At 50.6% G+C, this 15381-nt stretch carries 11 protein-coding genes; 1 reads left to right on the top strand and 10 read right to left on the bottom strand.

Features of this window, described 5'->3' with window-relative positions; genetic code table 11:
• Positions 1 to 148: 148 nt before the first annotated feature.
• The 7 genes from QZT18_RS12940 to QZT18_RS12910 all read right to left on the bottom strand — a co-directional run bounded on the left by QZT18_RS12940 (position 149) and on the right by QZT18_RS12910 (position 10227).
• Positions 149 to 2389: a DNA topoisomerase (ATP-hydrolyzing) subunit A gene (locus QZT18_RS12940; RefSeq protein WP_294148417.1), complete on the bottom strand. Its 2241-nt coding sequence runs from the start codon at positions 2387 to 2389 to the stop codon at positions 149 to 151.
• 95 nt (positions 2390 to 2484) lie between these two features.
• Positions 2485 to 4404: a type IIA DNA topoisomerase subunit B gene (locus tag QZT18_RS12935; protein ID WP_294148416.1), complete on the bottom strand. Its 1920-nt coding sequence runs from the start codon at positions 4402 to 4404 to the stop codon at positions 2485 to 2487.
• A 254-nt stretch (positions 4405 to 4658) separates the two neighbouring features.
• On the bottom strand, positions 4659 to 5747 hold the full coding sequence (locus QZT18_RS12930) for a glycosyltransferase family 2 protein (protein WP_294148415.1): 1089 nt from the start codon (positions 5745 to 5747) through the stop codon (positions 4659 to 4661).
• Between the two features lie 126 nt (positions 5748 to 5873).
• A complete protein-coding gene (locus tag QZT18_RS12925) occupies positions 5874 to 6653 on the bottom strand; it encodes a ZIP family metal transporter (RefSeq protein ID WP_294148414.1) in 780 nt (259 codons plus the stop codon).
• Positions 6654 to 7038: 385 nt separating this feature from the next.
• The gene (locus tag QZT18_RS12920; protein WP_125140551.1) at positions 7039 to 7428 is read right to left on the bottom strand and encodes a PH domain-containing protein; all 390 of its coding nucleotides are present in this window, start codon (positions 7426 to 7428) and stop codon (positions 7039 to 7041) included.
• A 79-nt stretch (positions 7429 to 7507) separates the two neighbouring features.
• On the bottom strand, positions 7508 to 8782 hold the full coding sequence (locus tag QZT18_RS12915) for a hypothetical protein (RefSeq protein ID WP_294148413.1): 1275 nt from the start codon (positions 8780 to 8782) through the stop codon (positions 7508 to 7510).
• Complete coding sequence (locus QZT18_RS12910; RefSeq protein ID WP_294148412.1) at positions 8779 to 10227, bottom strand: hypothetical protein; 1449 nt, start codon at positions 10225 to 10227, stop codon at positions 8779 to 8781. Before QZT18_RS12910 ends, QZT18_RS12915 begins: the two co-directional genes overlap by 4 nt.
• A gap of 308 nt (positions 10228 to 10535) precedes the next feature.
• Between QZT18_RS12910 and QZT18_RS12905 the strand changes: the two genes are divergently transcribed.
• Positions 10536 to 10706: a helix-turn-helix transcriptional regulator gene (locus QZT18_RS12905; protein ID WP_125140996.1), complete on the top strand. Its 171-nt coding sequence runs from the start codon at positions 10536 to 10538 to the stop codon at positions 10704 to 10706.
• A gap of 267 nt (positions 10707 to 10973) precedes the next feature.
• Here QZT18_RS12905 and QZT18_RS12900 read toward each other — a convergent pair whose 3' ends face one another.
• The 3 genes from QZT18_RS12900 to QZT18_RS12890 are packed head-to-tail and all read right to left on the bottom strand — an operon-like array spanning position 10974 to position 15145.
• Positions 10974 to 11756: a class I SAM-dependent methyltransferase gene (locus tag QZT18_RS12900; protein WP_294148411.1), complete on the bottom strand. Its 783-nt coding sequence runs from the start codon at positions 11754 to 11756 to the stop codon at positions 10974 to 10976.
• 10 nt (positions 11757 to 11766) lie between these two features.
• Entirely contained in the window at positions 11767 to 12462 is a 696-nt protein-coding gene (locus QZT18_RS12895) for a response regulator (protein ID WP_294148409.1), read from the bottom strand.
• Complete coding sequence (locus QZT18_RS12890; protein WP_294148408.1) at positions 12455 to 15145, bottom strand: sensor histidine kinase KdpD; 2691 nt, start codon at positions 15143 to 15145, stop codon at positions 12455 to 12457. Before QZT18_RS12890 ends, QZT18_RS12895 begins: the two co-directional genes overlap by 8 nt.
• Positions 15146 to 15381 lie beyond the last annotated feature (236 nt).

Below are 15381 nucleotides of genomic sequence, written 5' to 3'. Positions count from 1 at the left end.
TCATTCCAGATTGAGTGGTGCTATTTTGAATTCATCATAAAAACGGCTGCGTGCTTTGTAAGCATGCAGCCGTCGGACTGTTGACCTGAACTGCCGATTTCCAGGGGCTTTAGCCCTTGGAAATCGGCAGTTCAGCCTTAAATTAGTATTAAAGTCTGACCTTGCTCCCTTTTCCGTCTCTCTTTCCTATCTTCAGCCGGTTTAAATGTACCTGCTTTTCTTTGTACATCACGGTCGGCTCGCCGTCTGCGCCCAGGAGGTAGACTTCTTCCAGTTCTTCCCCGCGTCCCAGTTTAATGCCGCGCACGCCCTTGGAGTTCTTTTTCAGGGTTGAAATTTCTTCCAGGTCAAAGCGCAGGAATACACCGTTTGTGGTCTGCAGGACAGCTTCCGTTTTGCCGTCGGTAAGCTGGATACTGATTACCATATCGCCCTCCTGCAGCTTTGTGGCCGCCACCATTCGGTTGTTTGTCTCGAATTCTTCGCCCGGAACGAGTTTTACCATCGCTCCTTTCGTTGCAAAGAGCAGGCGTCTGCCAAGCAGCGCCGACGCATTGATGATAAAAATAGGCCGTTCCTTTGTTCCATCGAATTTGCACAGGTTGTCGATTGGAGTTCCCTTGTCTCTCATCTTTCCGTACGGAATGTCGGACGCCTTTACCTGGTGCAGAAGGCCTGTGTCCGTAAAAAGACAGATCTTATCGGTATTCAGGCATGGGATGACGTATGGATTCTCCCCGTCTACCGTCTCCTGGTTTCTGTCGTAAGTGGCTTTGTCTATCAGCTTGCTGTAGCCGAACCGGTCCATGATAAAGACGACTTCCCGGATTTCCACGGCCGTCTCATCATAGACCGCCTCCTTGCCGTCCTCGAGCAGGGTTCTTCTCGGCGTTGCAAACTCTGCCTTGATTCCTTCCAGGTCTTTCTTGATCACATCATCCATTGTGATTTTGCTGGAAAGGATTTTTTCATATTCCCGGATCTTTTTAAGTGTCTCTTTGTATTCCTTCTCAAGAGCCATAATCTCAAGACCGATCAGTTTATACAGTCTCATCTCCAGGATTGCGGATGCCTGTTTCTCGGTAAAATGAAGCTGTTTTGCGTCCTCCTCAAATCCCGGCACGCGGAATTTAATGTTGGAAATATCGCCGTTCATCAGGCAGGCCTTGGCGTCCTTCAGGTTCTTTGAGCCTCTGAGGATTGCGATAATCAGATCGATCACATCGCAGGCCTTGATCAGGCCTTCCTTAATTTCCTTCTTTTCCAGCTCTTTTTCCAGGAGTACATTGTATTTTCTTGTGTTATTCTCATACTGGAAATCCAGGTAGTTTTTGAGGATTCCCTTTAAACTCAGTGTCTCAGGCCGGCCTCCGGCGATGGCCAGCATATTGACTCCGAAAGTGTCCTCCAGCTTTGTTTTCTTGTAAAGGATATTCTTGATTTTTTCTATGTCTGCGTCTTTTTTAAGCTCTAAGACGATACGGATGCCCTCTTTATTGGACTGGTTGGAAATGTCGACCACGTCGGTGAGCTTCTTGGACTCCACCAGATCGGCAATGTCTACCAGGCATTTGTTGATTCCGGCGCCGATCATCGTATACGGTATCTCGGTGATAATCAGCTTGTCCTTGTCCACGCGCCTCTTGCCCAGCTCCACATCCAGCTTTGCGCGGAGCTTAATGCGTCCGCTTCCCGTCTCATAGATATCCAGGAGCTCGCTCTTATTGGCGATGATGCCTCCCGTCGGAAAATCGGGGCCGTGAAGGATATTTAAAAGCTCTCCCGTCGTGCTGTCCGGATTGTCGATATAAGCCATGACCGTATCGACCACCTCCCCGAGATTATGGGGCGGAATGCTGGTGCTCATACCTACGGCAATTCCCTCCGCGCCGTTGATCAGGAGGTTGGGAACACGTACGGGAAGAACTTCCGGTTCCTTCTCCGTCTCGTCGTAGTTGGGCACAAAGTCTACCGTCTTATCCAGGTCCTTTAAATATACTTCTTCTGCAAATTTCTCCAGTCTCGCCTCCGTATACCGCATGGCGGCGGCTCCGTCTCCCTCGATGGAACCGAAGTTGCCGTGGCCGTTGACAAGCGGCATTCCCTTCTTAAAGACCTGGGACATGACAACCAGTGTTTCATAGATGGAGCTGTCCCCGTGGGGATGGTATTTACCCATCGTGTCGCCGACGATACGGGCCGATTTTCTGTGAGGCTTGTCATGCCCCAGACGCAGCTCGCTCATATCATAAAGCACGCGGCGCTGTACCGGTTTCAGACCGTCCCTGGCATCCGGGATGGCCCTGGCCGTAATGACACTCATGGAGTAGTTCATATAACTGCGCTGCATCTCTTCCGAGTATTCCGTTGTGATTATCTTCTCAGCCATTCTTTATTCTATCTCCTGCAATTTTCTGTTTTCACCGGGTATTATCACGGCCATGTAAAGCCTGATCCGCCGCACGCCCGGCCGAAGCGCCCCGTTTATGCGTCGATTTCCGCCTCATCGGCATGCTCATAAATAAACCGGCGTCTTGGAGGTACCTCGCTTCCCATCAGCATCTCCGTAATCTCGGACGCCATTCTGGCATCTTCTATCTCAACGCGCTTTAAGATTCTAGTCTCCGGATTTAACGTCGTTTCCCAGAGCTGCTCCGCGTCCATCTCACCGAGACCTTTGTAACGCTGCAGGGTAAAATCACCCCCGTGCTTCTTTCTGTAACGTTCCAGCGCCTTCTCATCGTAGAGGTATTCCTCCTCCCCCTTCTTCGGGATTACTTTAAACAGAGGCGGCATGGCAATATAGACATGGCCGTCGTTGATGAGATCCGGCATAAAGCGGTAAAGGAAGGTAAGAAGCAGCGTATCGATATGGCTGCCGTCCACGTCGGCATCCGTCATCAGGATAATCTTGTTATAACGGAGCTTGCTGATATCGAAATCATTGCCGTAGCCTTCCGAAAATCCGCAGCCGAAGGTGTTGATCATCGTCTTGATCTCGGCATTGGCCAGAACCTTGTCCATTGTGGCCTTCTCCACATTCAGGATCTTTCCGCGGATGGGAAGGATTGCCTGGTACTGACGGTTTCTGCCCATTTTGGCCGAGCCGCCGGCCGAATCTCCCTCGACAATGAAGATTTCACATTTCTCTGCGTCGCGGCTCTCGCAGTTTGCCAGCTTACCGTTGCTGTCAAAGGAAAATTTGGATTTTGTCAGCATGTTGGTCTTGGCCTTTTCCTCCGCTTTCCTGATCTTGGCGGACTTCTCCGCACAGGCGATGATTGCCTTCAGCACCTCCAGATTGCGGTCGAAATATAACTGCAGCTCTTCCCCCGTCACATTGAATACGGCTTTCGTACAGTCGGCGCTGGCCAGCTTTGTCTTTGTCTGTCCCTCAAAAATCGGGTCCGGATGCTTGACCGCAATGACGGCCGTCATGCCGTTTCTTGTGTCTGCGCCCGTAAAATTGGAATCCTTGTCCTTCAGAATCCCCAGTTCCCTGGCGTAACTGTTGATCATCGTGGTAAAACGTGTTTTGAATCCCACCAGATGGGTTCCGCCCTCCTGAGTGAAAATATTGTTGCAGAATCCCAGCACATTTTCCTCAAATGTATCCACAAACTGGAATGCCACCTCCACCTCAATGTTCTCCGATGTCCCTTTAAAATAAAACGGTTCGTGGACCGGTGACTTGGTGCTGTTTAGCTCCTTAACGTAAGCCAGGATGCCTTCCGGCTCACTGTAGGTGATTTTCTCCGCTTCCCCTGCTCTTTTATTCTCATAGTGAATGGATAACTTGGGATTCAGGTATGCGGTCTCGTGAAGACGGCTCTTCAGCCAGTCCGCCTTGAAACGCGTCTTTTCAAAGATTTCTCCGTCGGGCTTAAAGTTAATCCTGGTTCCCGTCTCCCGCGTCTTGCCGATAACGGGAAGCAGGCCGTCCTCCAGTTTTATAACGGGGATTCCTCTCTCATAGGCATCATGATGGATACAGCCGTTCTTGTACACTCTCACATCCATATGCTCGGAAAGGGCGTTCACCACGGAAGAACCGACTCCGTGAAGACCGCCGCTTGTTTTATACGCATTATTATCGAATTTTCCGCCCGCATGGAGGGTGGAGAGTACGATTCTTTCCGCTGAAACTCCCTTTTTGTGCATCTCCACCGGGATTCCCCTGCCGTTGTCGCGCACGGTACAGGAGCCGTCCGCCTCCAGAGTGACCCAGATATCGTTACACTCCCCGGCCAGGTGCTCGTCCACCGAGTTGTCCACGATCTCGTATATTAAATGATTCAGGCCCTTTGTTCCGACACCTCCAATATACATACCGGGGCGTTTGCGGACCGCCTCCAGGCCTTCCAGGACGGTAATACTGTCCGCATCATACTGTGTTTTTGCCATGATATTCCTCCAGATCTGGTATTAATCTGTCTTATTATTACATAAAAAAATGGGTTTTGCAAGTTTCTTAATTGAGAAATAAGGAGGCGGGGCTACCATTCGGTTACTGTTCACAGGTAATGTCCCGCGAGGCGTTTTCGCGCGTATTTTGCCGTTTCTGTGCATCGCAACGCTTTATCCACGCCCCGCCCTCACGCCGGTAAATCCCCGGACGATACCCGGAAGTCGGGACGTGGTGTATGAAAAAATGGTTCTTATTGTTTTCCGGCTGTTTTTCCCTCAAAGTATATTCTGTTCTGTTTCACTGCTTCCGAATCGGGTTTGTAGTAGGCGGCCAGATCGTTGTATCTTGCGGCTTCCACGTATTTCCCCTGGCGGTCCAGGCAGACAGCCAGTTGGATGGCGGGCACGAACTCGCGGTACTCCGGTTCCACGAAGGCTCCCGGGAGTGGTTCATAGGATGTCTGCATGGCCTGACGGTACCAGTACTCCGACTGCTTGTAACGTCCTGCATCCAGGAAGTGTTTTCCAATGTCACAGCAAATCTGGGGTCTGGGGACATCGAGGGAAAAAGTATGGAAAAGTTTTTTAAGAGCCTCCTCCCCCCTTCCCAGGCCGTAGAGGCACAGGGCACAGAACCGGCAGGCGTCCACCAGATTTTCAAGCCAGGCCTCTCCTTCCCTGTTTTCCAGAAACTGCTCGAATACTCCGACCGCGTCCTCATTTCTCCCATGGTAATACAACTCCCGTCCATAGTAGAACTGATGGCGCGGTTCCAGTTTCTCCCCTTCCGCTATCATTCTTTCATAGATTTTCAGGTTTCTTTCACTGTACTCTTTCTTTATGGAATGGTGTTCTATCATTGCATCGGAATAAATAACTTTTCCCCTGACCGTAACCGCCTCATGCACGCGGCCGCTCCAGAGATATCCGTCCTCTCTCCTGAGAAGACGTTCCCGGTCAAATAAAAACGCCGGTTTTCCCCTGTCGTCAAAAGCAGTTACATACTTCATCATGACAGCGGAATCTGCCGGCGTCAGTTGTTTCTTCAGTTCGTTTATTTTCTTTTGTTCGCTCTCCTGAATCACATCATCCGCATCCAGCCACATGCAGTAATCCATGGATGCCTTTGAAAACGCAAAATTCCTTGCGGATGCGAAGTCGTCCTTCCATTCGTAATCATAAATCTGATCGGTGTATTTTGATGCAATTTCCTTTGTACCGTCGCTTGATCCCGTATCTACGATGATAATCTCGTCTGCTATCTCCTTTGCACAATCGAGGCAGCGTCCCAGCACCTTCTCCTCGTTCTTTACTATCATACAGAGACTGACTGTTGCCATGACAGTCCTCCGGTTCTTTCTTTACTCTACTTTATGATGCGGGAGCGGATCTGATGTTACCGTTCATACAGGACGTGTTTCCCCGCATGATTTCACCTGTTTTTTACGGAAATCCCGGGGCATGTTTTATCCGAGCGCCACATCCAGAATCATCATAATCACAAAGCCTGCCGCGAATCCGATGGTTCCCATGTTGGAGTGTTCTCCCTCGGCCGATTCCGGTATCAGTTCCTCCACTACAACGTAAATCATGGCTCCTGCTGCAAACGCCAGCAGATAAGGAAGCACCGGCACAATGAAACGGTACATGGCGATTGTCAGGACCGCTCCCACCGGTTCTACAATACCCGACAGCATTCCAAGGAAAAATGCCTTTCCGCGGCTGCTGCCGCCCTCGGATTTAAGGGGCAGTGAAATGATCGCCCCCTCCGGGAAGTTCTGTATCGCAATACCGATGGACAGCGCCATGGCGCCCGCCATCGTGATACCGCTGTTCTCGGCCAGCAGTCCGGCAAATACCACGCCGACCGCCATTCCCTCCGGTATATTGTGAAGCGTCACGGCCAGCACCAGCATCGTCGTCTTTTTCAGACTGCTTTTTGTGCCCTCCGGTTCGTCACTGTTCAAATGGAGATGGGGAATCAGTTTATCCATCAGAAGCAAAAATGCGATTCCGAACAGGAAGCCGACCGCCGACGGAATAAATGCCAGTTTTCCCATCCCTTCAGACATATCCATGGCCGGTATTAAAAGCGACCACACCGAGGCGGCAACCATAACACCGGAGGCAAATCCCAGCAGTGTTTTCTGTATAACGGGTTTTATCTGATCTTTTAAAAAGAACACGCAGGCTGCCCCTGCCGTGGTACCGATAAAGGGGATCAGTATTCCAGTAAGTATATTCATCTGTTTATCCTCCTATAATTTATGTTACCGTTCTCCCACAGTGAAAAATAGAACAGTAACTAATTTATAACTATGCAGGACTCCCATAGTTATCTCTTGCAATCCAAAACATTTCTGTATTTAAAAGCATTATAGCAGATAATGATAATGTTTACTAGTATTATTTTTCTCAACAGAGAACAAAGGATCCCGCTCGCTGGATTCTTGCGCTGCCGCGCGGTTGCTTCAGCGACTATTTACCTCTGCGCGGCATGTGCATCCTCGCGGAGCGTTTTTGATTCATCGGACGTAATTTCCTATGAATTAAAAAAATGTCCCGCGGAGTATCTCTCCAGCGGGGCATTTTCCATACTTTTTATGAAATTCCAAAGGTTCCGGTCCTCTTTTATTCGGTATCGAGTCCGTCGTCCTCCTCATCCTGTTCGAAACTGATAAATTCCCTGGAGGAAACTTTCTTTCTCTGTCTCTCCTCCTCCACAAGACTTGATAACTGCTCCTTGACATCGGAACTGTTCTTCACATTGACCAGTTCAAAGTTCCCGAGGCTTGAATCACTGGAAACAATACGGATGGTTCCCAGGCCGAACATCCGCTGCAGCAGGCTTCTCTCAAGTCCCAAATCCTTGATGCGGTAGAGGCGCACCTCATCCTCCCTCAGATTAAAAATTCCTCTTTTTATAAAAAGTCTGTCCTCGGACATGCTGTACACGGTAAATGTCCAGGGTAAACCGCACCAGAGTCTCTTTCTGTCCGACCATAATATTTCTTTTTCCATTTTTCTCACCTTTCATGCTGTTTCCTGCCGCCGATTGCCCGTATCCGGCTTTGGAGGCCGCAGTTCTCTCTTCTCTATTCTATTGGTTGTAACTTTCCGTATGATTTACTTCTTCGTTATGCTCCACCGCTTTTAATTTTCTCATAAGGGCATAAATCTCTTCTTTTTCTTCGCTTCTTATAAAAGTTGCCGTTATAAGAAACAGGGACGGACCGGAAACGGCCTCACAGACCGCCTGAAATAGCGGCTGTCCGTCCTCCTCTTCCTCATTCCAGCCGATGCGGACCCGTCCGCCGGGGATATCAAACTCTTCCCTGTCACGTTCGAGGCTGCGCTCGGAAAATTCCGCATTTCCCTCTCTCCTTTTAAAGCCGCTGACGCGCCATACGGGCTCATCCGTCCCCGGATTCCACCACATGCTGCAGCCTTTCCTATCTTCATACTCCTCCCACTCATACAGGCAGTTCCCGGGCAGAGTAATACGCAGATCACCGAAGGCATGTGTCACCGTCCCTTTGCGGTATCCGATTGGGAAGTCCGTCTCCATCTCCTCTGCATCCTCCCCGATGGCAGGTTTTCTGCCGGCCAGTCCGCAGATTTCACGGTAGGAAGACAGGGGCAGGGGGAGGCTGCGATCCAGTTCGGCCGCTCTTTCAAGACAGTCGAGAATCCTTTCATTACATTCCCTGTCCTCTTCACTTCTTTCGGATGGGACGAAATAGCAGTCTTCCCACAGGAAATGAATGGCGCAGTTACGGTAATACAGGGCGTCTTTTTCCTCGGTGTCCCATATAAAAAAGCGTTCCGCCAGCCAGCCGATGCCATGCTCCTCCACCTGTTCCGTCATTTTCTTTACATCAAAACGGCCCATCGGCGTGATAACGCTGCCCTTTATCTCTTCCGGCTGATACTGATCCAAATCCCAGCAGAGGCAGAAATTGCTGTACTCACCGCCGCGCTCCGCGCAGTGTCTTTTCAGCGCATTGAGCCAGGGATAAAAATGTTCACTCTTCATGCGCTCGAAATCACGGTGTCCATAGTATTCCGTATCATCCGACACCTCCAGGTTTTTAAGCGCCTTTTTCTCCAGTTCATCCAGAAAGCGGACCGCCGCCGCATGGAATCCGGCCCCCGACGGTGTGGAATAACATTCTCCCGAGATAAGCCACCGGCCCATCATGCCGCTTTCTTTCTTCCATTCCATCGTCAGTTCTCCCATGGGACAGAATGAAACTCTCAGCCAGCCGTCATTCACGGTCAGCCCATATCCGCTGTTCGCGGCCAGTTCCTTTATCTCATTGATAAGGAATTCTTTTTTTCCCGCTCTGGCAGTGAAGGTCAGTCCGATACTCATCTTCCGTCCTCCTTCCTGCTCAGGCCCACTCCGCTCACATCCCTTCGGAATGAGTGGAATGCCGCTTCCATCTTACGTCTGCTGAATACGGCCGCCGCCGCATCCAAAACCTGCCGTAAATCCCAGGCCACAAAATCCAGGTATCCATATTCCGTACCCGTAGCCCCGCCGGTGAATGTCACGGCATCCCCCGCTTTGTCCGTAATCTCTTTCTCAATGCTGTCACGCAGATCCAGGGCTTTGCTCCGCTCGTTCCTCTCTAATGGATAGAAGAAAAATCCCGGAACCGCTCCGTCCTGATGGAAATCTTCCATAATTCTGTCGTCACCGCTTAAATAACCGCTTACCACTTCGGGGCAGGTAGTGACCCCGGCAAAGCTGTCTTCCCTCAGGAACCATTCCTCTTTCTCACTTGGCTCCATCGTGTAACACGTATACCAGCCGCACAGTTCCTCGGCCGTGACGGCATCCCGGCCTTCTATGTATTCCTTCAGATGATCCAGCCGGATCGAATCGCCCTCTTTGGGTTCCCCGATTAGATCCAGGTAGCCGATATAACGGATCGCGGGTATTTCTCCGATTGCCTGATCCACTAGAATCGCCATCATCGAATAGGCCTGGTTCTCATTTTCCTTTAAAAGAGGAATCAGCTTTTCACAGAATATGGAAAGTCCTATCTGCTTGTCGTCCAGTTCTTCGATCCATACCAGGGCATCTTCCGTGCCGATTCCCTGCCCGTACATTCTAAGTTCAAATCCTTTTGACGGCTGTCTTCCAATTCCGATATTCCAGTTCTCAAATAATTCTTCCGGCGCATGTTCTTTAAAATAGACGAATTTTATAAGGCGTGCCCTTTCTCCGTCCGGTGTCAGGAACAGATCGCATTTCTCCCCGTTAAATCCCATCTCAAAGCAGATATTCTCAAAAGCCGGGGAAAGGAGATCGGCGCATAAACCGGCCACCTTTTCTCCATGTTCCCTGCGCTTTATCATCCCGCGAAGCTCGGCTTCCCCTTCAAGAAACGAATCCCAGCCCTCCTTTACTCTCTGCCGGAAGGGTTTCATCGATACGGGAATAACAAGGTTCCGTTCACATTCCTCAATAAAATTTATCGTGTCTTCATCTCCCGGGAGCGCTTCCAACGCTTTTTCAAAGTAGTATTTCGCCTTCTTGTCCCGGTTTAGATAGTAGCATGCATAACCCATACGGAAATTCCATCTGTGATCCGCGCCGAGTTCTTCCCCAACCGATTCCAGCAGACGGACCGCTTTCTTAAAAAGTCCGCTGTCTCCCTCACCGGCCAGGTTATTGCAGGCACAGGCCAGCTCACTGATCAGGACCGGGGTCTGCTCTTTCTCGGGAAGAGCCTCTATAAAGTCTATGATTTTCTGATATTCTTCACTTTCATTCCATTCATTAAGCTGGCGTAAAAAAGTCTGATCCATGTTATGCGGCCTCCGTATCCGCTGGGTTTCGTTAGTGCGGCAATATGAGTTCATTATACTGAATCAGAGGGGATTTTTCAAGAGGGGCGCGATTTGACGGCCGGCGGAAAAGGGAAGGTGTTGGTGCGCCCGCTGTGTAAGGGAAAGCTCTTCAGGTTTGTCGAATGTTACTGAACTTTATCAAATAATGTAAAACATTCCTGACAGACTTCATGCTATACTATCGCTATAAGACAAGCGCGCGCCTTAAAAAAGATACATGAAAAAGAGGTTTGACAGTGAAAATACGGAACCAACTACAGGTAATCATGGACAAGAGAAATTTGACTTACCGACAACTTGAACGAATGACCGGCATATCGCATACGACGCTTAACAAGATTGCGATCGGGGATACTTCTCCAACTCAGAATACGATGATATCGATCGCTAAAGGGTTGCGTATGGATGTGACCGAAATATTTGATTTAAAATATTAAGGAGATATGAATGAAAACGGACTTTATGAAAGCGATCTGCCTGATGATACCGATGATGGTAAGATAGCTGTGTCAATGAATCAACAGTCCCGGCAATACTCTGTACCCTTACCCAGTCCCGCCTGATACAGTTTTCCCCCCTTTGAGCGCTAATCAGGCAGGCGGGCAAGCCCGGATACGTATGGCGTATTGCACTTTGAGGCATAGCCAGTTTTGGCTATGCCGTTTAAATTTAAGACGGTAAGCTGAGCACAATTTCTTTTCCTCTCAGGGTTTCCGTGCAAGCTCTAAATCAATTGTATCAAATAGGGTGATTTGGCCGCCCGAATGATGAATGGCCCGTTCTATTTCCGAAAAGAATTTTCTTCTTTTCTGTTCTTCAATCGCAATATGGTCGGAATACGTGCCGAGAAGGGCGGTGTATTCTTCCGCCGTAAAAACCCTTGTCCTGTGATAGAGCCGGCAGCTTATATCGGTAAATCCGTATTTTAGCGCCGTTTCCGCACGCCTCCGGGCATCTTCCTCCCGGTACTCGCCGGGGCTTGAGGAACCGGGCATGTATAGCGAGTAGATTTGTTGGAGCGTTTCCCCGAGTCCTCCCCTGCCTTTCTCTATGTATGGATGGTTGGCAAACCGGGCGAAGGCACCGCCGCTTCTCAGTATATCATAGACCTTCTCATATCCCGTCTCTTCCGGGATCCAGTGAAATGCGGATGCGCAGTATACAAGATCGCAGGAATTACTTTCACACTTAAATTCTTCAAATTTAGACGTTACCACCAAAAAATCAGGAAATTCCCTGAATTTAAGACGGCACAGCTCCGCCAAATTCCCGCCGCATTCCACGGCGGTCACTTTGCATCCTTTCATCAGCACCGGCAAGGTCGCCTGCCCTCCGCCAATTCCAATTTCCACAACACGGCTCGACCGTTCGATTGGAATGTACTGCCAGATATCCTCATACAACTCCGGAACGTATCCCGGACGCATTTTTTCATACTTTTCGGCTTCCGAATCAAATGTCCATTGAAGCCCGCCGCTTAACGCCATAGCTCTCCCCCTAGACTTTCAACATCCTGTACCCCACTCCGATATGCGTCTGAATATACTGGGGATTGGACGGATCCGCCTCAATCTTCTTTCTCAGAGTCGCCATAAAAACTCTCAGCGACGCCACATCGTTATCCCAGGCGCTTCCCCATATTTCTTTTGTAATATAGGTATGCGTCAGAACTTTGCCCACATTTTTCGCCAGCAGGCAGAGCAGCTTATATTCAATCGGAGTCAGATGAAGCTCCTCCTTTTTCAGGGTAACGGTTCCCGCCGCATAATTAATTTCCATATCTCCGTTTGTGAAGACAGAAACCGGCGCAGAGCCGTTCCCTGCGTCGTTCAGCCTGCGGAAGGTGACGCGCAGACGGGCCAGCAGCTCTTCCACGGAAAACGGTTTTGTCAGATAGTCGTCCGCTCCTGCATCCAGGGCGTCGATTTTATCCGTATCCTCGCTTCTGGCGCTGAGCACGATGATGGGCGTCTTGGCCCAGGAACGAATCTTGTGTATAATATCAATCCCATCCATATCGGGAAGTCCCAAATCCAGCAAAACCACGTCGGGATTATAGGAGACCGCCTCTGTTATGGCCGTCTCCCCCGTCGCAGCGGTCCGGAACCGGTACTTATGGGTCTCCAGCGTTGTGGTGATGAGATTTCTGACGGCAGCATCGTCTTCCACTACCAAAATTAACGGTTTATTCATGCAGGGTTACCTCCTCAAGCGGTAAAGTAAATGTAAAGACAGCTCCATGGGGCACATTGTCCGTGACCGTAATCGTCCCTCCGTGTGCCGTAATAATTGATTTGCAGAGAGCCAGGCCGAGGCCAAGGCTGCGGCGGCTGTCGGCCACCCTGGTTCCCGCGGTGTAAAACATATCAAAGATATGTTCTTTAACCTCTCCTGAGATGCCGTCTCCCGTGTCCGCTACGGTCACGACGGCGGCTTCGCCCATTTTCTTTGTTTCGACCGTGACCTGCGAACCGCGGGGCGTATATTTGATGGCATTGTCCACCAGATTGATAATCACCTGCATAATCAGCCTCGCATCCGCCCTCACAAGCAGAAGGGAATCATCCGATACGACCCGGATATTGTGTTCACTGCGCCTCCTGTCCGTATGACGCAGGGCCTCCGCAATAATCTCATCGAGAAGCTCTGCCGTCAGCCGCAGTTTCATTGTCCCGTCCTCGATTCTTGTAACCGACAGCAGATTTTCCACCAGATTAATAAGCCAGAGGGAATCGTCATAGATATCCTCGTAAAGCCTGATCCGTTTTTCCCTGTCAATGCAGTCCTCACTGGAAAGCAGAATTCCCGCATTACCTGATATCGAGGTCAGGGGCGTCCTCAGGTCATGTGAAATGGAGCGCAGCAGATTGGCCCGAAGCTGTTCGTTCTTCGCCATCAGCGCGGCGGCCTCCCTCTCCTTTGACACCTTATCATTCTTAAGCGCCAGGGCACATTCCCCCAGGATTGAAAGCATGATGCTGTTCTCAAACGCGTCGAGGGGCTCCCCGTCTATGGCGATTCCCACGACTCCGAATACCTCCTGTGACATCCGCACGGACAGATAGAGGCACTTGGCATTGCCCAGTGTCCCGGTTGTCGCGCCCGCGCGCTTATTATTATGGAAAACCCAGGCGGCCACGGCTCGCTCATTTTCATCGGTATAGGCCGACAGCGAATTTTCACTGTGAACGGCAAAGAGCTGCGGGGCGGCCAGACCGCCGTTCCGGATTCTGTAGAACAGAATATCCCGGTCCAGCAGCTTTGTCAACTGGTTACATGTCACGGAAATCATCCCGGTCAGATCTTTTTCATTGCCGAGCGCCCGGTTTGTATCAAACAGCACCTTGGTCCTGTAAGCCGTCTCAGCCGCCTGGCGCGCCTGGCGCTGAATCTTGACCGCCAGGGAACTGGTCAGGAATGCCGCTATGAACATAATCGGAAAGGTGGCAAGATACTTCGGATCATAGGCGTTAAGCGTAAACCTGGGCGCCGTGAACAGAAAGTTAAAAAGCAGGACGCTGATCACGGAGCTTATCAAACTGTACAGCCGGTGTGATGTGACAACTGCGGTCACCAGCACGCCGAGAATATAGATGGTTATAATATTGGCTTCGCTGAACTGAAGCAGATCAAACAGATAACTGACCGCCGTAGCGGCCGCCAGCACCAGAAGGCTCATTGCAAGCTCCGCCATGGAAAGCTTCTGCTTCTTTGAAAAATGGCGCCTAGCCCGGTAAGACAGGGCAATCTGATCCGGAATAATATAGATATCCAGATTAGGGGCCATCCTGGTAATCCTCTCGGTTAACGGCGGCGGCCCCAGCAAAAAGCTGCGGCGCGTGCTGCTTCTGCCGAGTACAATTTTCGATACGCCGGACAACCGGGCAAATTCGGAAATCTGAAAAGCGATGTCCTCCCCATATACGGTTTCAATCGCCGCCCCGAGCTGCTCCGCAAGGCGGGCGTTCTGCCTGAGCCTCTCCTTATTTTCATCGGAGGAGGATGCGAAATCCGGCGTTTCCACGAACACGGCCGTGAAGCTCCCCTTAAATGCCGCCGCCATCCTGGCTGCGGTGCGGATAATTTTCGCGTTGGTCGGCGAACCCGACAGACATACAAGAATGTGCTCATCGGCAAAGCTCCGGTTCACCTTCCCGCCCGACTGCTCCGACATCCGGTTGACCCGGTCCGCGCATCTGCGCAGCGCAATTTCCCTCAGGGCAACGAGATTTTCCACCGAAAAGAAATTTCCCAGCGCCTTTTCGGCCTGCTCTTTCCGGTAAACCTTGCCCTCTTTAAGGCGCTCTATCAGTTCACCCGGCTCAATATCCACAAGCTCCACCTGCTCCGCATTGTCAAATACAGAATCCGGGATTCTCTCCCTCACCGTAATGCCCGTGATGGAGGCGACAAGGTCGTTGAGGCTCTCAATATGCTGGACGTTGATTGTTGTGTAGACGTCGATGCCGTTATTGAGCAGTTCCCTCACATCCTGGTACCGTTTCCGGTGGCGGCAGCCCTCCGCATTGGTGTGCGCCAGCTCATCCACCAGAAGAAGCTGCGGTTTTCTCGCTATGGCCGCATCCAGATCGAACTCCTGCAGCGTAATGCCGCCGTGGCGGATTCCTTTGGCCGGAAGAAGCTCCAGCCCATTTAACAGCCGGGCGGTCTGAGGCCGTGCATGTGGCTCCACGTAACCGGCAGCCACATCAATGCCGCGCCGTTTCGCTTCATGGGCGGCCTGTAACATCGCATATGTTTTTCCCACCCCTGCTGCATATCCAAAAAATATTTTCAGGCTGCCCCTGCTTTTTGCCTCTTCCTCATTCTTGATTCGGCGCAAAAACTCCTCGGGGCTGCTTCTGGTCTCTTCCATAAAATCACCTCTGTCTGTGAGAGTGTACCGTAACGATTCTTTTCATTCATTTCCTTCATCCTAATCGGTTACAGTATATCAGACTATTTTTAAAAGACGTATAAGGAAATAAGCGGATGGTATTAAGATTGCATTAAGATTTTCCCCCGTGCCGCAGCTTTCCCCCGTAAAAGCGGTGTTTTGGAAAACCGCGCGGCATGTGCATCCTCGCGGAGCGTTTTTTTACACAGGACCTA

Origin of the sequence: uncultured Clostridium sp. (assembly GCF_900547735.1) — a bacterium.
In the GTDB taxonomy this organism is placed as follows: domain Bacteria; phylum Bacillota; class Clostridia; order Lachnospirales; family Lachnospiraceae; genus Otoolea.
Note: the sequence above shows the minus strand (reverse complement) of the source record. Positions and strands in the feature narration are given on the sequence as shown.